The organism is Gordonia sp. Z-3, assembly GCF_036233855.1.
Classification (GTDB): domain Bacteria; phylum Actinomycetota; class Actinomycetes; order Mycobacteriales; family Mycobacteriaceae; genus Gordonia; species Gordonia tangerina.
Genome location: NZ_JAZARS010000002.1, coordinates 269,673 through 293,565, shown reverse-complemented (window position 1 = coordinate 293,565; position 23,893 = coordinate 269,673). Strand labels below are relative to the sequence as shown.

Sequence of the window (23,893 nt, the reverse complement as noted above, 5' to 3'; positions counted from 1 at the left end):
GTGTCCGACCAGGGCCGATCGCCCGACATGACCGGTCTGAGTCATATCGACTCGACCGGCGCGGCGCACATGGTCGATGTCGGGGGTAAGGCCGCCACCACGCGGCGTGCGGTCGCCGGTGGCAGGTTCCGAACGACGGCCGAGGTCATCGGTTTGCTCAGCGACGGCAAGCTGCCCAAGGGCGACGTCCTGGCGACCGCGCGAATCGCCGGCATCATGGCGGCAAAGCGGACCGACGAACTCATCCCGCTGTGTCACCAGTTGGCGTTGTCGTCGGTGGAGGTCGATTTCTCGATCGGCGACGACCACATCGACGTCACCGCAACCGTGTCCACCAGCGGTCAGACCGGTGTGGAGATGGAGGCGTTGACCGCCATCGCGGTGACCGGGTTGACCCTGCACGACATGGTCAAGGCCGTCGACCGCCGGGCCAGCATGACCGATATCCGTCTGTTGGCGAAGACCGGTGGGAAATCCGGACCGTGGCACCGTGACTGACCCCGCCACCAGCGGCCATCCGCGGGTCGCCCGGATCGTGGTCGCGTCCACCCGTGCAAGTCGCGGTGAGTATCCCGATCGAACCGGCCCGATCATCAGTGAGTGGCTCACCGCGCGACATTTTGTGGTCGAGGAACACCGGGTGGTCTCCGACGGGCCCCCGGTCGGTTCGGCCTTGCGCGCCGGCGTGGACGCTCATGCCGACGTGATCATCACGACCGGTGGTACCGGACTGTCGCCCACCGACCGCACCCCCGAGGAGACCCGGGGCGTGCTGGATCTGGAGGTTCCCGGCCTCGCCGGTGCCATCCGTTCGGCGGGGTTGCCGAAGGTGCCGACCGCGGTGCTCTCGCGTGGTCTCGCGGGTGTCGCCGGGTCCACCCTGATCATCAACCTGCCGGGGTCGCCCGGCGGAGTTCGGGATGGTTTGTCGGTGCTCGACGGGGTACTCGACCATGCACTCGACCAGATCCGAGGAGGCGATCACAAGTGAGCGACTTCGCGCCGGTACAGGTCGTGCGGGCTGCACTCGCTGCGGAGCCCATCGCACTCGGTGAGCACGAGGACCTCGTGACCCGGGCAGCCGGCGGACGTGCCGGCGCCGTCGTGGGATTCGTCGGTGCGGTGCGCAATCACGACGGCGGCCGCGAGGTGACCCGACTCGACTACTCGGCACATCCGACCGCTCCCGATGTGCTGCGGCAGGTGGTTGAGGGCGTCGTGACGCAGATGGCGGGGGTTCGGGCGGTCGCGGTGTCACATCGGGTCGGTGACCTGGCGATCGGCGACGTCGCATTCGTGGTGACCGTCGCCGCCGACCACCGTCGGGCGGCGTTCGAGACCTGCTCAGAACTGGTCGATCAGGTGAAGGCACAGCTGCCGGTGTGGAAGCATCAGCACTTCGGCGACGGCTCCGACGAGTGGGTGGGGTCGGCGTGACCGCCGACCGCGACCAGACCACACCGCCGCGCGACGCCGAACGCAACGAGACCCGGACCGAGCGGCTGGACCGCAACTGGGCGAGCCTGCTGCAGGAATTGCGGGTTGTGCAGACCGGCGGTCAGATCCTGACCGGCCTGATGCTGACCGTCCCGTTCCAGGAGGGCTTCGAGGAACTCACCTCGCGGCAGCAGTACATCTTCGTGATCAGCCTGGTGTGCGCGGTGTTGTCGACCATCACCCTGATCTCACCGGTCGCATTGCATCGACTGTTGTTCCGCCGGCATGCGATCGATCGCCTGGTGCACCGAGCGCATCGACTGACCCTGATCGGGATCACCTTCCTCGGCATGGCACTGACCGGCGTGCTCGCGGTGATCTTCGACATCGTGTTCGGCGGATGGGCCGCTTTGGCGGCAGCGGTGATCGCTGTCGTCGTCTTCGTGTGTATGTGGGTGGTGCTGCCCTTCAACGAGCGCCGACGCCTGGGCGACGACTGACCCGAGTTCGACCGTTCCATCTCGCCGACATCGGCGCATGCCCCGCCCCGTCGAGTGGGCGCCGTTTCGCGTCCATCGGGCACCGTCTCCGTGGTGGGTCGGGCACACCAGCCCGAGAAATGGACAAGGGCCCCGCACGGGCGCGTGGCCGTCGTGCGGGGCCCTTCGACTAGGGGCCCGTGTGGGCTGTGCTCAGCTGTCGATCAGGGATTCGGCAGCTGATCCTTGTGCTGGTTGAACAGGTCGATCTGATCCGGGGTGAGCTCGTAACCGCTCTGCTTGGCGGCCTTCCACAGGTCGCGTACCTCGGGGGTGACCTGGTTGTTGTCGATCGCCTGGCCGAGCGCCTGGTCGATCTGCTTGTTCACATCCGCGGTGCTCCCGGCGTCGGGGGCGGTGGCCCAATCGAACGGAGCGGGCAGCTCGGGCAGCTTGGGCAGGACCGGAGCAGGCTTCGGTGCGGCCGGAGCGGAGCGCTGGGTGGCGCCCGACAGCCCGGTACCGCAGGTCGGCCATGCGCCCTTGCCCTGGCCGGCGAGCACACGCTCGGCCACGACGATCTGCTGCTCCTTGGTGGCCTGATCGGCGGTCGGCGCGAACTCGCCGCCGCCGTAGCCGCTCCAGGTGCTCGGGCTGAACTGCAGGCCACCGTGGTAGCCGTTGCCGGTGTTGATCGACCAGTTGCCGCCCGATTCACACTGCGCGACCTGGTTCCACTCGGCGTCGGTGGCCGCGTTGGCGGTTCCGGTTCCCAGCAGAGCGGCGCCGCCGCCGAGGACGGCCCCGGTCAGCGCGACCTTCGCGAAGGTCTTGGTGGTGGTGGCTGTCGTCGGTTTGCGATGACGTCCGGACATTGCTGCGTTTCCTCTCTCCACGCGCCTACGAAGTCAGCTGTCGGGTTCGGGCGAGAGGTGCCCGGCCCCGCCGTTGACGCTTGTCATTGGCGGGACTTGACCCCAAGGACGTCGTATCGGCATCCGTTCCCTTGCGGGAGGTGGGTCCCCCGTCCTCGCTCCTAGATGTCGTTCTCGTGCGTCTCATCGGTGGAGCGAGGTTCGGCGCGGCCGATGCGACGTTATGCATTTGGTTACTTTCTCGTGACCCCCCGAGGGCGTCGTTGAGTCACACTACGACTTCTCGCATTGCTAATCACGTTGTTGGCAAGGCTGTTTTCCGCGTCCGAGTGGGGCTTTCGACTCAGAATTCGCGTCCTGCCTGCTCACGGCCTGATGGTCGAGTCGTGTCCTAGCCGTAATCAATCCGTTATGTGACTAAGCTCACACACGAGATGTGGTGTCAGCCACCGGCAAACGGCGGGAGCACGTCGAGAGTGTCGCACCGACCCAGCCGGGCCCCGCGGTCACACAGCGCCACCGAATCCCGCAGATACGAGCACCGTTCGAGCACCCGCCCGAGGTCGGGGTTGTCCTTGCCGAGCACGGCCTCCAGATCACCCAGAGTCGCCTCGTCGTCCACGTCGAGGACGGCCGACTCCACTCCGGCGGCGGCGCGCGCCGCAGCGAAATAGCGGATGGTCACGTGCACGGTCAGCCCCCGATGGCCGACATCGGCCGGCTCGGTTGCAGGAATCCCGGATCGTTCACGCCGTGGCCGGCCGACTTGGCCCAGGTGTTGCCACGCCAGCGACGGGCGAGCGCGTCGTCGAGGTCGTGGCCGGTCAGCCCTCCGCGCACGATCTCGCGGAGGTCGGTCTCACCCTGCGCGAACAGACAATTGCGTAGCGCGCCGTCGGCGGTCAACCGGGTGCGGTCACAGTCACCGCAGAACGGCCGCGTGACCGACGCGATCACCCCGATGCGCGCCGGGGAACCGTCGACGTCGAAGCCGTCGACGAGCCAGGTGGCCGCGGGGGCGCTACCCCGCGGTCGGGGATCGGGGCGAAGCGAGAAGTGGGCTCTGAGCTTCGCGAGGATCTCATCGGCGGTCACCATCGACGCGCGGTCCCACCGATGATCAGCGTCGAGTGGCATTTGCTCGATGATGCGTAGCTGATATCCGTGGTCGAGGCAGAAGTGAGCTAGCTGGGGCAGCCTCGTGAGGTCGTCGTGATCGGCAAGCACCGCGTTGACCTTCACCGAGCTGAGCCCGGACGACCGGGCCGCGGCGAGGCCGGCGAGTACATCGTGCAGCCGGTCGCGTCGTGTGATCTCGGCGAACCGCGTCGCATCCACCGTGTCCAGCGAGATATTCACCCGATCCAGCCCCGCCGCCACCAGGCCATCGATCCGGCGGGCCAGACCGAGCCCGTTGGTGGTCATCGCGATCTCGGGACGCTCTGGGCGCGCCGACATCGCGGAGATCAGATCCTCGAGGTCGCGGCGCAGCAACGGTTCGCCACCGGTGAACCGGATCGATCGGATGCCGAGATCCCGGACCCCGACCGTCATCACCCGGATCAATTCGTCGGTGCGCAGGACCTCGTCGGTGGGCAGCCAGTCGAGACCCTCGGCGGGCATGCAGTAGGTACAGCGCAGGTTGCAGCGGTCGGTCACCGACACGCGTAGGTCGGTGGCCACCCGGCCGAAGCGGTCGCGCAGCGGGCCAGTGGTGGGCGCATCGGTGGGCTCCACCCGATCCGACGGGGTGGTGGGGAGCCCGAGTCCGACGATGGTCATCGGCCGTCCCGAAGTGCTTCCAGAGAGCGGAAGGTGCTGGCGTGGAAGACCAGGGGCTCCACGCCGGGGTCGAAGCGCAGTGCCTCGATACGCAGCAACACCAGGGTGTGGTCGCCGGCGGGGATCTCGTTGAACAACGAGCAGGACAGGCTGGCCGCCGCGTCCGGGATGAAGACCGCGCCGTCGTCCGTGCGGATCGGGGTGATGCCGTCGAACCGGGAATCTGCCGGCCCGGCGAGCTGCCGGCAGAGGTCGGACTGGTCCCGGGCGAACACGCTGACCCCGATGGCCGGCGCGGTGCGCAATCGCGGCCACGTGGTGGACGTGTTCTGCACACACAGCGACACCAGCGGCGGTTCGAGGGAGACGGTGGTGAACGCGCTCGCGGCCATCCCGGCCGGAGCGGCGGTACCGTTCTCGTCGGGGAGCCGGCAGGCCACCGCGACCACTCCGGACGGGAAGCAGCCGTAGGCCTGGCGGAGCGTGTCCGAATCGGCGGCCGGACGAAGATCGTCGGCGACGGGCATCACGGAGTCGACCCTCACCGCGCCCTCCGTCCCGATCGCAGCGCGAACGCGATGCCCAGGATGAATCCGACAGGGGCACACATCGTCAGCAGATACACGAAGGTCGGCGCCGTGTCGCCGTCGGTGACCAGCGGCGTCACGAACAACGCGACGATCGCGGCGAGCCCGATCGCGAAGACGACCCCGGCCGCCCGCAGGAGGCGGGGAGTGGAGTGACTCTGCATGTCCTCCACGGTAGAACACCGCGCCGTCTGGTGGCGGCGTGCGTCGAGAAGCCAGCTCGGCTCGGCCGGTCGTGGGTATTCCATGTGACCGTGGGGCCGGCCGTTGGCTAGACTGTGCCTCATTGGCGCCTCTGCTCATCTGATGGAGGGCTGGCCCGGGTTCGGGACGGCTGCTGGGTCAGGTGAGGGGCGCTTTTGTCATGACACGTCCGAAAACGCAGATGAGGGTGAGCGCAGTGCCGACCGGCAAGGTGAAGTGGTACGACGCGGAGAAGGGCTTCGGCTTCCTGTCGCAAGAGAGCGGCGAGGACGTCTACGTCCGTTCGTCCGCGCTTCCGGAGGGCGTGGAGACGCTCAAGCCCGGGCAGCGCGTCGAATTCGGGATGGCCGCCGGTCGCCGCGGACCGCAGGCGCTCAAGGTGGCTGTGCTCGATCCCGCACCCAGCGTCGCGAAGAACACCCGCGAGGCGGCCCGCAAGGACGCCAAACGGCACACCCCCGATGAACTGCACGGCATGGTGGCGGATCTGATCACCTTGCTCGAAGGTGCGGTGCAGCCGGAACTGCGCAAGGGCAAGTACCCCGACCGCAAGACCTCCCAGCGGATCTCCGAGGTGGTTCGCGCGGTCACCCGCGAGCTGGAGCACTGAGCGCCGCGCCGCTGCCCGGCAACTGCATGCCCTCCGGAGAGGTGTCCGCGGCGAGATAGCCGCGCATGCTGACGGTGTCGTCGCCGGCGGAGACTACCGACGGCAGCTGCACCTCGATCGCGATCAGGATCCGGTCCGGGGTGGAGTGCAGCACCGTGGTGTAGGTGGAATTGGACCGCATCGGCACGATCGTGCCGTCGGGCCCGCTCGGGGTGAGATACTGCACGACCAGGTTCCAGGGCCATTCGGCGATGTCCTGAGACACCGACAACATCATCGATTCGCCGACCGGCACCGGCACCCGGGCCACGTCGATCGCGGTGGGGTCTTCTGGTTCGCAGTTGCGCAGGAACACATCACACATCCGGGTCGGCTCCACGCGCACCAGGCGATCACCCACCGCGAGCTGCAGATACGGATCTTCGTCGGGGTGACCGCCGGACCAGGTGTCCTTGGTGAGAACCGCGACGGCCCCGCCGACGATCACGACGAACGCGACGACCACCGCCGCGATGATGGCCATGACCTTCTTGTCTGCACTGCTGAGATTCACCGTCTAGTGCCGTCCTGTGTGGTGGGGTTTGGTCGGAGGAGTTGTCCGGCCGGGGTCGAGATCGGGCCGGCGAGGATCGTGGGGTGCCCGGTGCGCGCGGGTCGGTGCCGTCGAGGGCGAGCCGTGGCTGCCACGGCGCCACGGCCGGTCTGGGTCGCCGATCGCGGCGAAGGCCACCGTCGGTTCGGCGTAGTCGGGTCGACGTCCGCCGATGCCGGGGATCAGCGAGGAACCGCGATTGGTCAGCACCGTCTGCACCAGACCTATGCCCAGGAGTACGGCCACCACGGTGAACCCAATCCACAGCGTGGTCGGCAACACCACGCCGAGCGTCGCGCCGAAGACCCAGCCCAACTGCAGCACCGTCTCCGACCGACCGAACGCCGATGCGCGCGATTCGTCGGGGAGGTCGTCCTGGATCGACGAGTCCAAGCACACCTTGCCGATGGCGCTGGTGCCCGAGGCGACGAACGCCGCGACCGTCGCGATCACGATGCTGCCGAAGATGGCGGCGAGTACCGCCGCGACGAAACAGGCTGCGGTGCACCAGACCACAATGGTCGGTGGGTTCTTCAGCTCCAGTCGGGTGCCGAGACCGTTGCCCAGCATGTTGCCCACCGCGGCCGCCGCGCCCACCGCACCCAACAGCACCAACTGGGTCCAGTCGGAGTGCACATCCTGTTGGGCCTTGGCGTAGAACGCGATGTAGAGCGTCAGGAAGCCGGTGAGAATGCGGATGGTCGCGTTACCCCACAGGCCGGCGACCACCTTGCGTCCCAACGGTTGCCGCATCTTCTGGGCGAGTTCGTTGGCCGTCTCCCGCGCGCCGCGCAATCCGCCGGCTCCGCCGGAATCGTGTTCGGGGGCCCGCGACATCGCCGGCTCGCCGTGGTAGGTCAGCGTGGTGGGGATCTCACCCTCGGTGACCTCCACCCAGGACGGGATGCGCATGCACAGCCACGCGCCGACCGCCGCGATGATGGCCAACCACACCATGGCGCCGGGGATGTGGAACGGCAGCACCTTGCCCAGCAACAGTTCGAAGACCGCAGCGACGGCCCCGCCGACCAGCGTCCCGCCGATCAGACCGAATGTGGTGAGCCGGGAGTTCACCCGGGGCAGATCGATCGACGGCGGCACCACTCTGGGGGTGACGGCCGACTTCAGCACACCAAACGATTTCGACAACACCAACAAACCCAGCGCGCACGGATAGAGCACCCACGGGTCGTACTGCAACTGCTGCGCAGCGCTGTCCCACGACGAATTCGCCATGATCAGCAACGCGAGCACCGCGCGCAAACCGAACGTGGTGGCCATGGCGATGCGTCTACCGTGCTGCAGCCGGTCCAGCAACGGCCCGATGAGTGGGGCGATCAATGCGAACGGCGCGATCGTCAGCGCCAGATACAGCCCGACATTCGTCTTCGACTCCCCGGTCGCCGCGGCGAAGAACAGCGTGTTGGCCAGGGCGACCGCCATCGCCGCGTCGACGGCGAAGTTCGCGATGACGGGCAGCGTGAGTGCCGTCATCCCGGATCGATCGGCGCCGTCGGCGGTGGCCGCCTGATAGATCTTGCCGACACCGCGCCCGGTCAGCTCGCGGCTGCGCATCGCCGCAACCCGGGCCACGGTCAGTTTCTTGGGCATCCGCGGGTCGGTGGACGCCGTCGACGGCATCGCCCGTGTGCGCTCGGCGCCCGCGGCGGCGGGGTGCTCGTCGTCGAGCGGAGGTAGATGCGGGTTGTGGGTTCGGGGCGGGAGGTACGCATGATCGTTGGGCCCCCGCGCAGCACCGCGGCCGGTCGCACGTCCGGAACGGCCGTCGTCGGCGGGGTAGTTCGCCGTACCCGGATGCTGTCGTGGACTGCGCCGATCGTGGCCGTTGCCCGCAAAGCCGTCGCGACCCTGGTAGCGGGTCGGGTCACCGTCGTCCCGGCGGGGGGAGTGGGGACTGGGTCGGTTCACACCGACAATTGTTCCTCATCGTGGCCGTCGAGTCGCGGATGGTCGCCACCAGCGAGGCGGGTCCGTGCCGCGAGCGCGGGTTCGTGTTGCACACTGGAGGGGTGACTCTTGTATTCGACGGTGACCGGCTGCTCGCCGCCGCCGACGTGGCGCGCGCCGCGCTCGTCGAGGATGGCCAGCAACCGGGACGGCACCTGGAGAGCACCCCGGAGGGGGAGTGGGCGGTCGCCCACTATTTCGAGGCGGACCTGCCTGGCTACCGCGGGTGGCAGTGGTGCGTCGTGGTGGCCGGTGCGCCCGGCCACGACGAGATCACCGTGAGCGAGATCGTCCTGCTGCCCGGCGAGGGGTCGCTGCTGGCGCCGAACTGGGTGCCGTGGAACGAGCGGATCGCCGCGGGTGATCTGACGCCTGGCGACGTGCTGGCCGCAGAACCCGACGACCACCGACTGGTCCCCAATCAGGTCGACACCGCCGACGAGTTCCGGTTCGACGACGACAGCACCGATCCCGACGACATCGGGCAGATCGCGGGCGAGATCGGACTGGGTCGCCGGCGACTGCTCAGCCCGGAGGGCCGCGACGAGGCGGCGCAACGATGGCACGACGGAGATTTCGGTCCGCACAGTGACATGGCCGCCGCGGCGCAGTTCAACTGCGCGACGTGCGGGTTCTATCTGCCGATCGCGGGCGCGCTTCGACCGGCATTCGGTGTCTGCGCCAACGAGTACTCGGCCGATGGACAGGTGGTCGCCGCCGACTACGGGTGCGGCGCCCACTCCGATGTCGCGGCCCCGCGAGGCCAGGGATCACCCGCCTACGATGCGTTCGACGACGGCGTCCTGGAGATCGTGCACGTGACGGCGGCAGACGCCGGCGGGGAAGCGACCTCCTGACCGAGGGTGCCCGGGCCGACCGGTTCGGCCTGGACGAGATGCGATCCGCCGTCGTATCGGCGTGGCGGTCATCGGCCACCCGGTACGTCGAGGACGCCACCACCGAAGACGATCTCGTCACCGTCGGTTACCGCGACCGGCTGTTCACCGAACTCGTCGCCAATGCGGCCGATGCGGCGATGACCGCCGACGTTGCCGGTCAGGTCCGGATCTGGTCATCGGACGAACGCACGGTCCATGTCGCCAACACCGGGGCCCCGGTTTCGGATGATGGCGTGCGTTCGCTGCTGTCCCTGCGTGTCTCGGCGAAGGTCGCGGGTGCGCAGAGCGTGGGGCGCTACGGCGTCGGGTTCACGGCAACCGCGGCTGTCGCCGATCGCGTCGAGGTGCGTTCGACCACCGGGTCTTTCGTGTTCGACCGCGCTCGCACCGCGCAGGTCCTCGCCGACGAACGCGTCGCGACCGGTTCGCGGCGGCCGCCCCTGTTGCGGCTGGCGTGGCCCGTCGACGAGCCACCCGCCCCCGGGATGGACACCGAGATCGTCCTGTACCTCAGCGACGGCAATTCCGCTGCGGACCTGGTGGGGGCCGCGCGTGCGCAGGCCGCCGATCTGCTGTTGGAACTGCCCGGGCTAGGTCAGATCACCGTCGGCGACACCGCCTTCACGATCGAGATGGCGCCGACCCCACCCTCGACGCCTGAGGAGCGAGGCGCCAGCCGAGCGTCACGAAGGGCCGCAACGCAACACATCACCATCACCATCACGTCACCTCGCCGAACGCGCGTCCATCACTGGTTGCAGACCGGCCTGCACACCCGATGGCTGGTCGAGATCGATGACGCAGGCGCGCTCGCCGAGACGCCCTCGGCCCTCAGCGAGAACGTGCTGCGCGCACCGACTCCCACCGACATCGAACTGACCTTGCCCGCCGCGGCCATCACCGGCCTACACCTCACGCCGGACCGGCGCCACCTTCATCCCGACGCCGACATCGCCACGGCTGCACACGGTTACGCCGACCTGATGCGGGCACTGCCGGCATCGGTCCGGCCGTCACTCATCCCGGTGCCCGCGCATTCACGCAACCGCGACGATGCCGCGCTGAGCGCGGCGGTGCTCGCGGACCTCGTCGATGAGGCATGGTTACCCGGGGCGGCGGGCGACGAGCTGGTGCCCGGCAGATCGGTGGTCTTCGGTGACCTCACCGCAGACCTTGCCGAGGTGCTCGCGCCGCTGATGGGCGATCTGGCCCATCCCGACGTTTCGGAGCGTCGCCACCTGGCCCGCCTGCGCAGTGTCGGGGTGACCGAGATCGGACTCGCCGACCTCGCCGAACGACTCACCGGCACACAACGATCCTCGACGTGGTGGCGCGATCTCTATGTGGCGCTGTCGCCGCTGGTCACGACCGCCGCCGATGCGGAGGAACTCGGTGCGCTGCCGATCCCACGCTCCGACGGACGGGTGTCGGTCGGTGCCCGCGGGCTGTTCCTCGCCGACGGCATCGACACCCCGCTGCGTTGGGTTCCGACCGTCGACGCACAGGCACGTCACCCGCTGCTCGAACGGTTGGGCGCAACCACGTTGACGGTGAGCGACGCCCTGGCTGATCCTGCCTTGCGGCAACTGATCGACCACGGCGACGACGACGAGTTGGCCGTGGTGGCCGGGGAGGTGTTGGCCCTGCTCGCCGCCGATCCGCCCGCAACGGTGCCGGAGTGGCTTGCTGCGCTGCCCTTGCCAGATCAGCATGGCGAACTGCGGGCCGCCGACGAACTGCTGCTGCCCGAGAGTCCGCTGGCCGCCGTCCTCGTCGACGACGCACCGTTCGGCAGGGTCGCCGACGATCTCGTGGATCGGGTGGGTGTCGAACCGCTGCGCGCACTCGGTGTGGGGTGGGGGTTTCTGACCGTCGTCGACGAGCTGCCGGTGGGCCCCGATCACGATCTCCCCGACGAAGACCAGTGGTGGGAGACCCTCGGGGATCCGCCGGAAACCCTCGCGGCTGTACGTGATCTGGACCTGATCGACGACGACCGCTGGCCACAGGCGCTGACGCTGCTGGCCACCGACCGGCGCACCGCGCCGCTGCTCGCCGACCGGCACGGATACACCGCGTGGTGGCTACGACAGCATGCCGTCATCGACGGCCATCCGCTCGGCTGGTACCGGGCGCCATCCGACACATTGATGAGCGGGGTGCGAGACGTACTGCACCATCCGCACGCCGACGAACTCGCGGCCGCCCTCGGCGGCGACGTCATCGAATCCGACGCCGACGCCGACACCGTCCTCGCGCATCTGGGTGAGGCGGCGCGCGAGATAGAGTCCGGCGTCGCCGCCGCGGTGCACGCGAATCTGGTGATCGCCGCCCGCCGCGGGGTCATCGATCCGACCGAACTCGCGGTACCCGAACGAGTTCGGTCGGCGTCCGGCCACGCCGTGGCGTCGGCCGTGGTGCTCGACCGACCGTGGTTGACACAGGTGCTCGGTCCGGACGAGATCGTGCTGGCCGGCGTGGCGACCGACCCCGATGACGCGGCCGTGCTGGCTGAGATCCTCGATCTGCCCACGGCAGGTGATGAGGTGCGGGGCGAGGTGCTGGATGAGGGAACGCCGGCCACCTGGGCGTGCGCCGAGGCGACACTGTTCGCCGCGACCTGGGGTCACGCCCTGGCCCGCGCAGACATCCGGTTACACGACGAACTCTGGGTTCGGGTGCACCGCAACGGGGAGCGGAGTGACCAGCGGGTCAGGTGGTGGATCGACGAGGGTGGGATTACTCATCTGCCGCGGCTATCCCGACCGTGAGGATCGACGCCAGCTGACGGTACGCCGACGCGTCGTCGAGCCCGGTGGTCGCTGCGACCTCGCGGCGCTGGATACGGCTCATCATCGAGGCCGCCATGTCCGCGGCGAAGGCGGCGTCCACATCGCGGAACTCCCCGGCGGCGACACCCTCGCTGATCAGTCCCTGCACGCGCAGCGCGGCGGCGGCCGTGTTGCGTTCGTACAGTTCGCGAGTCGGTCCGAAGGCATGCAGGTCCGTCATGAACGCTTCCGATGCCGGGGCCAAGGCGTCGCCGACCGCGACCAGGTAGGTGATCACCCGGTCCCGGGCGGTCACCGCACCGGCCACCGCCGACTCCACCTGTGTGGTGGCGGTGCGGAAGAACTGCGTCACTGTGGCGACGACCAACTGCTCCTTGCTGCCGGCCAGGGTGTAGAGGGTCGACTTGGAACATCGTAGGCGTGTGGCGAGATCCGCGACGCCCAGCTGCGCGAATCCCTCGGCCAGCAGCAGGGTCAGCAACCGATTGAACAGATCGTCGCGGCGCCGGGTGCCGAAGCCGATGGTGTCGTCCACGTCAGAAATAGTACTATCTGGAGTACTGTAGTACTGGTTTCGTTCCCCCGGAGGTCGTGTCATGCCCGTTGATCGTTTGCTGCCCAGTGATGAAGCGCATGACCTCATCGCCCTGACCAGGGATTTCGCCGACAAGCGGCTTGCGACGATCGTGGACGACCACGAGAAGCAGGAAAAGTACCCCGAGGGCTTGTTCGCCGAGATGGGGGAGGCCGGATTGCTCGGTCTGCCATATCCGGTGGAGTGGGACGGTGGTGGCCAGCCCTACGAGGTCTACCTGCAGGTTCTCGAAGAGCTCGGGGCGCGATGGGCCGCGGTGGCGGTCGCGGTGAGCGTGCACGGGTTGGCCTGCCACCCGCTGTTCCACTACGGCACCGATGAGCAGAAGCAGCGGTGGCTGCCGGACCTGCTCAACGGCAGACTCGTCGGCGCGTACAGTCTCTCGGAACCGCAGGCCGGTTCCGACGCCGCCGCCCTGGCGTGTAAAGCCGAACCCGTCGACGGTGGGTATCGGGTGAACGGGGCAAAGGCGTGGATCACGCACGGCGGAATCGCCGATGTCTACAACCTCTTCGCCCGCACCGGTGAGGGATCCAAAGGGATCAGCTGCTTTCTCGTCGCACGCGATACCGAGGGACTCGGCTTCGGCAAACCCGAGGAGAAAATGGGCCTGCACGCCGTGCCCACCACCTCGGCCACCTACGACGATGCGCTGGTGACTGCGGATCGTCGGCTCGGCGCGCAAGGGGAGGGTCTGCCGATCGCGTTCTCCGCGTTGGATTCCGGACGCCTGGGCATCGCGGCGGTGGCCACCGGTCTGGCACAGTCCGCGCTCGACGCGGCGGTCGAGTACGCCGGAGAGCGAACGGCTTTCGGTCGAAAGATCATCGACCACCAGGGTCTCGGGTTCGTGCTCGCCGACATGGCGGCGGCGGTGGATTCGGCCCGTGCCACCTATCTCGACGCGGCGCGGCGACGCGACGCCGGCCGTCCGTATTCGCGTGCCGCCGCGACCGCCAAGCTCGTCGCCACCGATGCCGCGATGAAGGTCACCACCGACGCCGTGCAGGTGTTCGGCGGCTACGGCTACACCAGGGACTTCCGGGTGGAGCGATTCATGCGGGAGGCCAAGATCACGCAGATCTTCGAGGGCACCAACCAGATTCAACGTCTGGTGATCGCACGCTCGCTGGCCTCCCGCTGAACCGGTCATCTCAGCGGGTCGCATCCGGGTCGTAGCGGAAGGCGCGCCGGTCGGCGGCGGTGAAGCGCCGTAGAAACAGCCGAGCGATGAGCCATACCGGCTTCGGTACGTGCGTCCGCACCGACCGGAGATCCCCGCCGTCGAGCCCCTTGATCGCCCATGGGGCCACCCGAAACAAGTCGGTCAGCGACGAGTCTTCACCGAACTTGGCCTCGAGGTCGGTCCATTCCTGGGGCGACAGGTGACGCTGCACCAGCGCCAGCGCGTCCGTTTCCTCATGCGCGAGGTGGGCGATGAGACGATCGTGGGTGCGCCGCAGCGTGTCCGCGAGTTCGAGTCGGGCTGCGTCGTCGGCGCCGGCCGCCAGGCGGGCGAAGCCGGCGTCGCCGGCAGCCAACAGCGGATCGATCACGCCGTGTTCTGCCTCCATCTCGGCAAGGGTCTGCTGTTCGGCCGCTGAGCTGCGTGACTCCAGAAGCGGCCAGAGCCACTGATCCTCACCGGTGTGGTGATGGTGCAGGGTGTCGCGGAACAGCTCCCAGCGTTTGTGCAGCGCCTGCCAGGTGGCGTGATCGTCGACGGGTGTGCGGGGCGCGGTTCGGGCGAACTGGTAGAGGTCGCGCCGAAAGGCGTAGTGCATCAAGTACATCATGAACGGGTCGTTCGGTCCGTCCGGGGCGGCGGCCTGTCCGGGCAGTACGACCTGGGTCGGATTGTCGGAACCGGCGAGTTGAGCGGTCATCGGAATGTCCTTTCTTGGTGATGAGCTGAGGGTGCGACACATCGCTTGGGCCACAGTTGTGGTCGGCTTGGCCGACACGATCGAAGGCGCCGCAGGAGGCGTTCAGGTGCGGGTGAGTTGGGGCGTTGCCGCTGACCCGGGTGCCGGGGTCGGGTCGTCGTCGAGCTCGACGTCGATGCGGGGCAGGATGTGGTCCAGCCACGCCGGCAGCCACCAGTTGAACCTGCCGAGCAAACTCATCGTCGCGGGCACCAGCACCATCCGGATCACCGTGGCGTCCAACAGGACCGCCACCGCCATCCCGAGTCCGAGCATCTTGAGCACGATGTCGGTCTCGGTGGCGAAGCTGATGAAGACGGCGACCATGATCGCCGCGGCGGTGGTGATGACCCGACCGGTCTTCGCGAGGCCGGCGATGACCGCTGCGCGGGCGTCGCCGGTGGCCAGCCACTCCTCCCGAATGCGCGACAGCAGAAACACCTCATAGTCCATCGACAAGCCGAACAGGACGGCGAAGATCAGTATCGGTACCCAACTGGACACGGCCACCGGATGATCCACCCCCAGCAGCGACAGGCCCCAACCCCACTGGAAGACCATGGTGATCACTCCGTAGGCGGCGGCCACCGACAACAGGTTCATCAGCGCTGCCTTCACCGGGACCACGACTGACCGGAACAGCACGGTCAGCAGCACCACGGATGCGGCGACGACGAATCCGATCACCACCCACAGGCGTTGCTGCAGCAGAGTGGAGATGTCGTCGAGGTACGCCGTATAGCCGGTCAGGATCGCACCCGCGGGCAGGCTCGAACGGATGTCGTCGAGCACGTCGACGGTCGCTGCGTCGGCGGGGTCGTGGGCGATGGTGACATTGATGATGTCGAGGGCGCCATCGGGTGATGCAGTGGTGGGGGCGACCGCGGTCACACCGTCGACGCGTTCGAGCGACGCGCGCGTGGCGGCCAACTGTGCCGGGGTGACCTCATCGGTGGGCGCGACGATCACCACGTCGGCGTTCGCGCCGGCACCATATTCGGTGGCGAGAAGATCGTGCGCCTTGCGCGTGGTCAACTCGCTCGACTGCGCTCCGGAATCCTGCGGCCAGGTGCGCATCGACATCGCGGGCGCGGCCAGTGCGAGCATCAGGGTCAGCGCGATCAGCACCGCGGCCACCGGCCGCGACCCGACGCGCGCGGCCCAGCGGGCGGTCAGCGGCGGACGTGTCGCGATGGCGTCGTCTACCGGCTCCGTCGACAGCGACCGTGTCTTGCGCGGCACGATGCGTCGCCCGGCCAACCGACACAGGGCCGGTACCAGCACCAGGGTTGCGATCAGCATCGCGATCACGGCGATCGCCGTCGCGAACCCGAACGACGAGTACGTCGGCAGTCCCGCCAGCGGCAGCCCCATCAGCGAGACCAGCACCGTCGTGGCGGCGAACACCGCCGAGCGACCCGCGGTGGCCACCGACCGGGCCGCGGCCTCGATCGGATCGTGGCCACGACGCAAGAACTCCACGTGCCGGCTGACCACCAGCAGCGCGTAGTCGATGCCGACACCCAGGCCGACCATGCTGGCCACCATCGGGGCGGTGGGACTGACGTCGATGGCGGCGGCGAGCACCAGCACACCAGCCGACCCGGCTACCAGGCCGGCGATCGCGGAGAGGATCGGCAGACCGGCCGCGACCACCGAACCGAAAGCGAACACCATGATCAGCAGCGCCAGGGTGATGCCGATGATCTCGGCATGACCCTTGATGGGTGCGGCCGCGGTCTCGGGCAACGAGCCGTTCATCTCCACCTGCACGCCGGCCGCCCGGGTTGGCTCGATGGCGTCGTCGAGGGCGCTCGCGTCCCCCATCAGGTCGGGATCGGTCTCGGGAACGTCGTAGCCCACCGAGATGATCGCGGTGTCACCGTCGGCGCTGAGCCGAGGTTCAGTGACCGTCGCGACGTGCGGCATACGTCCGAGCCGTTCGCGTAATTCGGTGGTGGTGGACGAGGACAGGGCGCCGGCATCGGAATGGACGACGACATGTGCGAAGGCGTTGCCGGCACCGGGGACATGCTCGCGCAGGAGTTCGATACCGCTGTGCGATGGCGTTCCGGTGACGTCCCAGTTCTCCTGGGTCTGACCGCCGAGGCCCGATGAGGCACCCAGCAGCACGGCGAGGCCGATCACGAAACCGAGGAGAGCGCGGACCGGGTGGGCGGCGCACGCCCGGCCCAACCGGTAGAGGGGGGTGGTCTGCATGGGTCTTCCTTTGTGAGTGCTCGGTCTTGTGCACGGATTCCGCGGTGACACGAGCGAGCAGGTCGGTGGACATCATTAGGGTGGGAGGCATGACTTGTGGACCGCTTGGGCCCGACTTGAGCCGCGGCCCAACTGTCGGCAGATGGGTGCTGAGCTGGTGATTCTCGACGCCAACCCGATCGACCGCGCTATCACCGACGCCGTTGTCGACGCGCGAAACCCGTTCGCCACCGATCTCGCGTTGGTCGTCACCGCATTCGGCAGCACGGTGGTGCTCGCGCTGGTGATGATCGCCGCGTCGGTCGGGCTGGTATCGCGGGGCCATCGGCCGGAGGCGCTGCTGGTCGCCGCGGGCTCGGTCGGCGGCTACGCGCTCATGGTGGGCATCAAACACCTCGTCGCCCGGCCACGTCCGCCGGTGGCGGACCGTCTGCTGACCATCGACACCTTCTCGTTCCCCTCGGGGCACGCGATGACCAGCATGGTGGTGTTCGGGCTGCTCGCCGTCGCCGCGCATCGCTGCAGCCCCTGGGTGCGGGCGCACCCGCTGGTGCTGGTCATTGCCCCGCTCGCCTCGGTCGCCATCGGCTGTACCCGGGTGTATCTGGGGGTGCACTGGACCACCGATGTGCTCGCGGGGTGGGTGCTGGGCGCCCTGTGGGTCATGTTGTGTGCGTGGCTTTCTCGACGCTGGAGTCAGCGACGTCAATGGCATCGTCGAATTTGGCCGCGTACGGCGAGGCCGGCGCGTTAACGTCGGGGGCGTGGTCGTGGCCCGTGTCGTCACGACCGGCCGAACTCGGCGAAGGCCGAGACTCGGGTCGGGGAGCGTTCGCTACGGTTGGCCGATGGTGACGGGATGCGGCTCGAACCGAGGAACACCGATGAGGAGGCGACAGTGAGCAGTCAGGTGGCCGGCGCGCGCGACGTGCGTGCCGAGGATGCGTTCGACGTCGAGGTGGTGGCCGAGTGGCTGCGCGAGCACGCCGTCGATTCGTCCGGCCTCGATGCGGTGCCGGCGGTCAAACAGTTCTCCGGCGGGGCGTCGAACCTGACCTATCTGCTGACCTACCCCACTCGCGAGGTGATCCTGCGTCGGGCGCCGGGCGGCACCAAGGCCAAGGGCGCCCACGACATGGGTCGGGAGTTCCGGATTCAGTCGAAGCTGTCGACGGTGTTGCCCTATATCGCCCCGATGATCGCGTTCTGCGACGATCCCGGGGTCCTCGGGTCCGACTTCTACGCGATGGGCAAGATCGACGGCGTCATCGCGGGCAAGGAGTTCCCGCCCGAGGTGGCCCTCTCGCCGGAGCAGGCCCGCGCGCTGTGCTTCGCCTTCATCGACGTGCTGGTGGAACTGCACTCGGTGGACCCGGAGAAGGCCGGTCTGGCTGATCTGGGCAAGGGCTACGGGTATGTGCGCCGGCAGGTGGACGGGTGGTCGGCGCGTTTCCGCAACGCCCGAACCGACGACGTACCCGACTACGAGGCCGTGATGGCGTGGCTGGCTGACAACCAGCCCGAGGACATCGCCAACTGCGTGATCCACAACGATTTCAAGCTCGACAACGTGGTGCTGTCCAACGACGACCCCACCCGGGTGGTCGGCATCCTGGACTGGGAGATGGCCACGCTCGGCGATCCGTTGATGGACGTCGCCGGGTCGCTCGCGTACTGGGTACAAGCCGACGACGACGACGCGACGCAGGCGATGCGTCGTGTGCCCACCAATCTTCCGGGCATGATCACCCGGGCCGAGTTCGTCGAACGCTATTGCGACCGTATGGGTTTCGACATGACACCGGAGAAATGGCGGTGGTATGAGGCGTTCGGGCATTTCCGGCTCGCGGTGATCGCGCAACAGATCTACTACCGCTACTACCACGGGCAGACCACCAACGAGCGCTTCGGTGCGCTCGGACTCGCGGTGGGCATGGTGGAGGGACGGCTCAACGAGCTCATCGCCGGCTCCTGAGTCGTCGAATTCTGATTGGGGCTCGACGGGTTCGTCGACGAGCGTCGTTGCTCTCATGGCCCATGAGTCGTATGTTCAGGTTTCATATATGAAACACGACACGGAATCGGGGGCTGTATGAGTGGCACGCAGATCATGTGGACGGTGATCGGGGTGATCGTCGCGCTGGGTGTCATCGCGCTGGTCGGTTTGGCGATCCTGTATGCGCTGGCCAAACGACCCGACCGTTTCCGGGTGAAGGCGATCGCCCTCGACGACGTCGACAACTACCTCGCAAAACGCGCGTCGTTGGCCGTCACGGTCAAGGAGACGACGCCGTTGTCGCGCCGCGAGGTGTGGGACCGCGTCGCCGAGTCCGCGTACCTGAGCAATCTCCCGCTGGTACGCGGACCGCACTGGATGGAGCTCGGCCGCACGGCCGACGCGTCATTCCCCGTGCGGTCCGGGGAGCGACGGTCGATGTCAGGCACGTTCCTGGCAGTGTGCGAGCAGGTCATCGAGGTCGACGAGCGCGAACGTCTCACCCTCACGGGAACCGGCGTCTCGGTGCCGCTCGCAGTGAAGGGCTTCGTCGAGCGTTTCACCATCACTGACGGGGACCGGTCGGGCACCGTCGTCGTCACCTGGGAGATCGCCGGGTCGCCGCGATGGATCGGCTTCCTCCCGTGGCGTTGGACTGCTCCTCTGCTTCGCCCACTCCTCGGCGTTCTACTTCGGCACATACTGCGCCTCACCCCGTTCCGGCGCTCCGACGTTCGGGACGGAACGGCGGCGTGACCCAGATCGCGCTGGTCACCTACCCGGGATTTACCGCGCTCGACCTGATCGGCCCGTACGAGGTCTTGCGCATGCTCCCCGACGCCGACATCCGGTTCGTCTGGCACGAGACCGGGCCGGTCACCACCGATTCCGGGGTCCTGGTGATCGGTGCCACCCACGCGTTTCGTGAGACGCCGCGTCCGGACATCGTGGTGGTCCCCGGCGGCAGCACGTCGGTGATGATCCATGCCGATGATCCCGAGTTGCGCCGGTGGCTGCGGGCCGTCGATGAGTACACCACCTGGACCGCGTCGGTGTGTGCAGGGTCGGTCATCCTCGGTGCCGCGGGGCTGTTGCGCGACCGACGCGCGACATCGCATTGGCAGGCCGTGCAGGCTCTGCGCGCTTTCGGCGCGACGCCCAGCGCCGACGAACGCATCGTCGAAGACGGTGACATCGTCACTGCGGCCGGGGTTTCCGCGGGCATCGATCTTGCCCTGTGGATCGCCGAGCGGATCGCGGGTTCCGAACGGGCCAAGGCCATCGCGCTCGCGATCGAGTACGACCCACAGCCGCCGTTCCACTCGGGCAACGTGGCCAACGCATCGGCTGGGACAATCGCTCGCGCGAACGCGATCCTGGCGCGTGACTCGATCACTCTGCCGCACATGTCATCGGGAATAAAGGTGATGTGGCGGGCCGCGATTCGACAGGCGCGCGTGGGTCGGCGACGCCGTCGGCCCGTGTTGCCGACCCGGTGATCGGCTGGCCTCGTCTCAGGGTCTCGAGGGGGGTCATGCGTCGGCGGTGTCGCGCCGTTCGATGAGAAACGACCCGATCTGCGCGGCGACCTCGGCCGGCCGGTCCAGCATCGACAAGACGTAGGCATCATCGATTTCCGCATACCGGCAGCGAGGAATGAGTTCGGCGAGTCGGTGACCGTGCTCGGGCGGCATCACTCGATTGTCGGGCGACCACAACACCAACGCCGGTCCGTCGAAGCCCGACAAGGCCTCGGTGTCACGGACAAGCTCGCGCTTGTCGAATGTCGACGCCGCATACTTCTCCAGGTCGCGGCGCACGCCGGGGATCGTCAGCGACGGTTCGGTCCATCGGCGCACGAGGTCGTCGGACAGGTCGCGTCGAACCATCCAGCCGAAGAGTAGTGGTGTCCGTCGAAGGAATCCGATCCGCAGCTGGCGGGCGGCGAGGGTGATGCCGCCCGGCAGGTGGGAGGCGAGAGTCGCCATCCGCCCCGGCAGTCCCGGCGGAAAGTTGTCGAACGCCTCGCACGGGAGAATGACGATGGCGCCGACACGCTCGTCGCGGCCGATCGCAGTGAGAAACAGTCCGCCTCCCCAATCCGCGTGGACGAGCGTCGCGTCGCGCAGGTCGAGGGCGTCGAGGAAATCGGCGAGGAGATGCGCCATCCCCATGAGCGTGAGGTCGGCGTCGGGAGCCATGGGTCGGCGGTGTCCACCGAGCGGCAGAACCGGACAGATGTAGCGAAATCCGTTCGGCAGCAGCGGCAACGTCGCGTCCCACAGCGACTCGTCCATGAACAGGCCGTGCAGCAGGACGACGGGCGGGCCGTCGCCGACCTCGGTGTACTCGACCGGACCTGCTGTGAGATGCACCTGACCCATGATGATCCTCCCTCACTAGAACGGACGCTCTAGAATGATCACTCTAGAGCAACTATTCTAGAATGGCCAGATGCAGACGGATGAGCGGATCGCGGTGTCGATGGCGGAGCTACTGCGGCGGCAGGGGTACGCGGCGACAGGGATCAAGCAGGTCGTCGACGCGTCTGGGGCGCCGATCGGCTCGGTGTATCACCATTTCCCGGGCGGGAAGCGCGCCGTCGCGGCGACGGCTCTGCGGCAGTCGGGGGCCGCATACGGCGAGCTCGTCGCGTCGTTGCTGGCGCCGCACGAGGACATCGCCGACGGCATCGAGTTCGCTTTCGCGGCCGCGGCCGAGGACATCGAACAGACCGGCTGGGCCAACATGTGTCCGGTGGGCACGGTGGCCGGGGAAGTCGCCGACGTGGAACCGGAGTTGCGTCAGGTTGCTGCCGAAGTGTTCGATGCGTGGATCACCAACGGCGCTGCGTTGTTTCGTGCCCGCGGACTCGGCGATGACGACGCCCGCGCCTTGATCGTCGCGGTGATCGCGGCGCTCGAGGGGGCGTTCGTCATGGCACGGACCATGCGGTCGTCCGAGCCGTTGACCGCGGCGGGACGCGGTGTCGCGGCGTACGCACGCACGCTGCGATCGGTCGGGGTCAGATCCGGCTGAGGTACTCGCCGAGCTTCTCGGGAACCAGCAGCGCGGGCAGCGCGAAGCGCAGTTGTGCCGCGATGTAGGCGTCGAGTCCGTAATCGGGTGCGAAATGCCAATGCTTGAGCGCCCATCCGTGCGCCAACATCATCAGGTCGAAGACGGCGAGGTCGACGTCCACCTCCGACATCAACCCCTCATCGATGGCGGCGGTGATCGCATCGCGCATGGGGGCTGAGGTCTCTACCTCAAGTTCCTTGATGCGTTCGCGGCCGGCGGCATCGAGTGTGCGGCTCTCCCGATAGGTGAGCACCACGGCGTCACGGTTCTCGTCGACGATCGTCGTGTACTGGCGGAACCCGGCGATCAGCTGCATCACCGGGTCGTCGCCGGCGGTGTCCATGGCGGGTTGTAGCTGGTCGCGAAAGGCCTCGAGGATGTCGACGATGGCGGCCAGCAGGATGTCTTCTTTGGACCCGAAGTATTTGTAGAACAGGCCCACGCTGACCTGGGCCTCGTCCGCGAGGGCCTGCATCGACATCTGGTGGAATCCGGTCCGACCCATCACCACGACCGCGGCGTCGAGCAGCTGACGGCGCCGCGACGATGCGCGCACTGCGCGCACCGCTTCGGCGACATCGACCGATGTGGTGGTTCCTGAGCTCCTCGTCACGGCTGTCATCGTCTCAAATGCCCAGATCCTTGGCGACGATGGACTTCATGATCTCGGTGGTCCCGCCGTAGATCGTTTGGATACGGGCATCGACAAAAGCCCTCGCCACCGGGTATTCGCGCATGTAACCGTATCCGCCATGTAACTGCAGGCAACGGTCGGCGACCCGCACCTGCAGCTCGGTGGCCCACCACTTGAGTTTCGCGGCGCGTGCCGCGCTCAGCGTGCCGGCGATGTGCTCGGCGATGCAGTCGTCGAGGAAGGTGCGGGCGATGTCGAGTTCGGTGGCGAGTTCGGCCAACATGAACTGGGTGTTCTGGAACGACGAGATCGGCGACCCGAAGGCCGTGCGTTCCTTCACGTAGTCGAGCGTGCGGGCGAACGTGCCTTCGGCGGCGGCGACCGCGCCGACCGCCAGGGACAGCCGTTCTTGGGGAAGGTTGTGCACGAGTTGGTAGAAGCCCTGGCCTTCCTCACCGAGGCGGTCGGATACCGGGACTCGCATGTCGGTGAAGGTCAGTTCGCTGGTGTCCTGGGCGTGTAACCCGATCTTGTCGAGCTTGCGTCCCCGCTGGAAGCCCGGAGTGTCGGCGTCGACGACGAGCAGGGTCAGGCCCTTGTGCTTGTCGGCCGAGGTTCGGGTGGCGACGACGAACAGATCGCCGTTGCGACCGTTGGAGATGAAGGTCTTCGAGCCGTTGACGACGTAGTGGTCGCCGTCGCGGACCGCGGTGGTCCGGATGCCAGTCAGGTCGCTGCCCGCACCCGGCTCGGTCATCGCGATACCCAGGACGGTGTCGCCGGAGACCACGCCGGGCAACCATCGGGCCCTCTGCTCGTCGTCGGTCATCTCGACGAGGTAAGGGAGAACGACATCGTTCTGCAGCGAGAAGGCGATGGCCTCCGCAGCCGCACCGGTGGTCGCGGTCTCCTCGATGACGATGGCGTGATAGCGGAAATCGTCGACACCCGGTCCGCCGAATCTCTCCGGCACCGGGAAGCCGAGCAGCCCGTTCTTGCCGGCCTCGGTGAACAGGCTGCGATCCCACAGTCCGGCGTCCTCCCAGCTCTCGTGGGCGGGGGTGATCTGCTCGGCGACGAACTTGGCAACGGTCTCGCGGAAGTGTTTGTGCTCGATGTCGTGGGTCAATGCAGTCATGTGTCGTGTCCTGGTGTGTTTGTGGTGGCAGGGTTCTCGATACGCGGCGGGTTCGCTGCGCTCACTCGCCGCTACTCGA

General features: G+C 67.8%; 26 protein-coding genes and 1 riboswitch. Of the genes, 13 read left to right on the top strand and 13 right to left on the bottom strand.

From position 1 onward, the window contains the following. Positions 1 to 27: 27 nt before the first annotated feature. From moaC to VX037_RS03330, 4 genes are read left to right on the top strand one after another with little or no spacing between them, the layout of a single operon-like run. Positions 28 to 498 (top strand): cyclic pyranopterin monophosphate synthase MoaC, encoded by a 471-nt coding sequence (gene moaC, locus VX037_RS03345; protein WP_328713200.1) that lies wholly within the window; start codon positions 28 to 30, stop codon positions 496 to 498. Continuing rightward, entirely contained in the window at positions 491 to 991 is a 501-nt protein-coding gene (locus VX037_RS03340; protein WP_235725863.1) for a MogA/MoaB family molybdenum cofactor biosynthesis protein, read from the top strand. The genes moaC and VX037_RS03340 overlap by 8 nt, the downstream gene beginning before the upstream one ends. Beyond that, on the top strand, positions 988 to 1,437 hold the full coding sequence (locus VX037_RS03335) for a molybdenum cofactor biosynthesis protein MoaE (RefSeq protein WP_287017057.1): 450 nt from the start codon (positions 988 to 990) through the stop codon (positions 1,435 to 1,437). Before VX037_RS03340 ends, VX037_RS03335 begins: the two co-directional genes overlap by 4 nt. Then, positions 1,434 to 1,937 (top strand): DUF6328 family protein, encoded by a 504-nt coding sequence (locus VX037_RS03330; protein ID WP_235725865.1) that lies wholly within the window; start codon positions 1,434 to 1,436, stop codon positions 1,935 to 1,937. Before VX037_RS03335 ends, VX037_RS03330 begins: the two co-directional genes overlap by 4 nt. A 203-nt stretch (positions 1,938 to 2,140) precedes the next feature. Here the strand turns inward: VX037_RS03330 and VX037_RS03325 are convergent, their stop codons facing one another. From VX037_RS03325 to VX037_RS03305, 5 genes are all read right to left on the bottom strand, one after another. Beyond that, positions 2,141 to 2,791, bottom strand: a complete 651-nt coding sequence (locus tag VX037_RS03325; RefSeq protein ID WP_235725866.1) for a transglycosylase family protein — start codon at positions 2,789 to 2,791, stop codon at positions 2,141 to 2,143. A gap of 6 nt (positions 2,792 to 2,797) precedes the next feature. Continuing rightward, a riboswitch (cyclic di-AMP (ydaO/yuaA leader) is annotated at positions 2,798 to 2,972 on the bottom strand. Positions 2,973 to 3,233: 261 nt separating this feature from the next. Further along, positions 3,234 to 3,482 carry a MoaD/ThiS family protein gene (locus VX037_RS03320; protein WP_235725867.1) on the bottom strand — a complete coding sequence of 83 codons (249 nt, stop codon included), beginning with the start codon at positions 3,480 to 3,482 and terminating at the stop codon, positions 3,234 to 3,236. A 2-nt stretch (positions 3,483 to 3,484) separates the two neighbouring features. Next, on the bottom strand, positions 3,485 to 4,573 hold the full coding sequence (gene moaA, locus VX037_RS03315; RefSeq protein WP_235725868.1) for a GTP 3',8-cyclase MoaA: 1,089 nt from the start codon (positions 4,571 to 4,573) through the stop codon (positions 3,485 to 3,487). Next, the gene (locus tag VX037_RS03310) at positions 4,570 to 5,100 is read right to left on the bottom strand and encodes a flavin reductase family protein (RefSeq protein ID WP_287017064.1); all 531 of its coding nucleotides are present in this window, start codon (positions 5,098 to 5,100) and stop codon (positions 4,570 to 4,572) included. Before VX037_RS03310 ends, moaA begins: the two co-directional genes overlap by 4 nt. A 14-nt stretch (positions 5,101 to 5,114) precedes the next feature. Then, entirely contained in the window at positions 5,115 to 5,324 is a 210-nt protein-coding gene (locus VX037_RS03305; RefSeq protein ID WP_287017058.1) for a hypothetical protein, read from the bottom strand. 236 nt (positions 5,325 to 5,560) lie between these two features. Here VX037_RS03305 and VX037_RS03300 point away from each other — a divergent pair, with 236 nt between their 5' ends. Continuing rightward, positions 5,561 to 5,974 (top strand): cold-shock protein, encoded by a 414-nt coding sequence (locus VX037_RS03300; RefSeq protein WP_287017065.1) that lies wholly within the window; start codon positions 5,561 to 5,563, stop codon positions 5,972 to 5,974. Here the strand turns inward: VX037_RS03300 and VX037_RS03295 are convergent. Further along, complete coding sequence (locus VX037_RS03295) at positions 5,952 to 6,527, bottom strand: DUF2771 family protein (RefSeq protein WP_287017059.1); 576 nt, start codon at positions 6,525 to 6,527, stop codon at positions 5,952 to 5,954. The genes VX037_RS03300 and VX037_RS03295 overlap by 23 nt on opposite strands. 3 nt (positions 6,528 to 6,530) lie before the next feature. Next, positions 6,531 to 8,495 (bottom strand): MFS transporter, encoded by a 1,965-nt coding sequence (locus VX037_RS03290; RefSeq protein ID WP_287017060.1) that lies wholly within the window; start codon positions 8,493 to 8,495, stop codon positions 6,531 to 6,533. A gap of 101 nt (positions 8,496 to 8,596) precedes the next feature. On the opposite strand from VX037_RS03290, the gene VX037_RS03285 reads away from it, so the two are divergent. Then, entirely contained in the window at positions 8,597 to 9,391 is a 795-nt protein-coding gene (locus tag VX037_RS03285) for a DUF3027 domain-containing protein (protein WP_287017061.1), read from the top strand. 38 nt (positions 9,392 to 9,429) lie between these two features. Then, on the top strand, positions 9,430 to 12,204 hold the full coding sequence (locus tag VX037_RS03280; RefSeq protein WP_328713198.1) for a sacsin N-terminal ATP-binding-like domain-containing protein: 2,775 nt from the start codon (positions 9,430 to 9,432) through the stop codon (positions 12,202 to 12,204). Here the strand turns inward: VX037_RS03280 and VX037_RS03275 are convergent. Beyond that, positions 12,173 to 12,760, bottom strand: coding sequence for a TetR/AcrR family transcriptional regulator (locus VX037_RS03275; RefSeq protein ID WP_235725874.1), 588 nt, complete (start codon positions 12,758 to 12,760; stop codon positions 12,173 to 12,175). The two genes, VX037_RS03280 and VX037_RS03275, sit on opposite strands and share 32 nt — an antisense overlap. 61 nt (positions 12,761 to 12,821) lie before the next feature. On the opposite strand from VX037_RS03275, the gene VX037_RS03270 reads away from it, so the two are divergent. After that, on the top strand, positions 12,822 to 13,964 hold the full coding sequence (locus VX037_RS03270; protein WP_287016596.1) for an acyl-CoA dehydrogenase family protein: 1,143 nt from the start codon (positions 12,822 to 12,824) through the stop codon (positions 13,962 to 13,964). A gap of 10 nt (positions 13,965 to 13,974) precedes the next feature. Here VX037_RS03270 and VX037_RS03265 read toward each other — a convergent pair whose 3' ends face one another. Beyond that, entirely contained in the window at positions 13,975 to 14,706 is a 732-nt protein-coding gene (locus VX037_RS03265) for a hemerythrin domain-containing protein (protein WP_287016597.1), read from the bottom strand. Between the two features lie 102 nt (positions 14,707 to 14,808). Continuing rightward, positions 14,809 to 16,965: an MMPL family transporter gene (locus VX037_RS03260; RefSeq protein ID WP_287016598.1), complete on the bottom strand. Its 2,157-nt coding sequence runs from the start codon at positions 16,963 to 16,965 to the stop codon at positions 14,809 to 14,811. Positions 16,966 to 17,107: 142 nt separating this feature from the next. On the opposite strand from VX037_RS03260, the gene VX037_RS03255 reads away from it, so the two are divergent. The 4 genes from VX037_RS03255 to VX037_RS03240 all read left to right on the top strand — a co-directional run bounded on the left by VX037_RS03255 (position 17,108) and on the right by VX037_RS03240 (position 20,460). Further along, entirely contained in the window at positions 17,108 to 17,719 is a 612-nt protein-coding gene (locus VX037_RS03255) for a phosphatase PAP2 family protein (protein WP_328713196.1), read from the top strand. 144 nt (positions 17,720 to 17,863) lie between these two features. After that, positions 17,864 to 18,940, top strand: a complete 1,077-nt coding sequence (locus tag VX037_RS03250; RefSeq protein WP_235725879.1) for a phosphotransferase family protein — start codon at positions 17,864 to 17,866, stop codon at positions 18,938 to 18,940. Positions 18,941 to 19,057: 117 nt separating this feature from the next. Continuing rightward, positions 19,058 to 19,717 (top strand): hypothetical protein, encoded by a 660-nt coding sequence (locus tag VX037_RS03245; protein ID WP_328713194.1) that lies wholly within the window; start codon positions 19,058 to 19,060, stop codon positions 19,715 to 19,717. After that, positions 19,714 to 20,460: a DJ-1/PfpI family protein gene (locus tag VX037_RS03240; RefSeq protein ID WP_235725881.1), complete on the top strand. Its 747-nt coding sequence runs from the start codon at positions 19,714 to 19,716 to the stop codon at positions 20,458 to 20,460. The genes VX037_RS03245 and VX037_RS03240 overlap by 4 nt, the downstream gene beginning before the upstream one ends. Positions 20,461 to 20,493: 33 nt before the next feature. Here the strand turns inward: VX037_RS03240 and VX037_RS03235 are convergent, their stop codons facing one another. Beyond that, the gene (locus VX037_RS03235) at positions 20,494 to 21,345 is read right to left on the bottom strand and encodes an alpha/beta fold hydrolase (RefSeq protein WP_235725882.1); all 852 of its coding nucleotides are present in this window, start codon (positions 21,343 to 21,345) and stop codon (positions 20,494 to 20,496) included. Between the two features lie 70 nt (positions 21,346 to 21,415). Between VX037_RS03235 and VX037_RS03230 the strand changes: the two genes are divergently transcribed. Further along, positions 21,416 to 22,000 (top strand): TetR/AcrR family transcriptional regulator, encoded by a 585-nt coding sequence (locus VX037_RS03230; RefSeq protein WP_235725883.1) that lies wholly within the window; start codon positions 21,416 to 21,418, stop codon positions 21,998 to 22,000. On the opposite strand, the gene VX037_RS03225 is transcribed toward VX037_RS03230, so the two are convergent. After that, positions 21,987 to 22,664 (bottom strand): TetR/AcrR family transcriptional regulator, encoded by a 678-nt coding sequence (locus VX037_RS03225; RefSeq protein ID WP_235725884.1) that lies wholly within the window; start codon positions 22,662 to 22,664, stop codon positions 21,987 to 21,989. The genes VX037_RS03230 and VX037_RS03225 overlap by 14 nt on opposite strands. A 4-nt stretch (positions 22,665 to 22,668) precedes the next feature. After that, positions 22,669 to 23,814, bottom strand: a complete 1,146-nt coding sequence (locus VX037_RS03220) for an acyl-CoA dehydrogenase family protein (protein WP_287016601.1) — start codon at positions 23,812 to 23,814, stop codon at positions 22,669 to 22,671. Between the last annotated feature and the right edge of the window lie 79 nt (positions 23,815 to 23,893).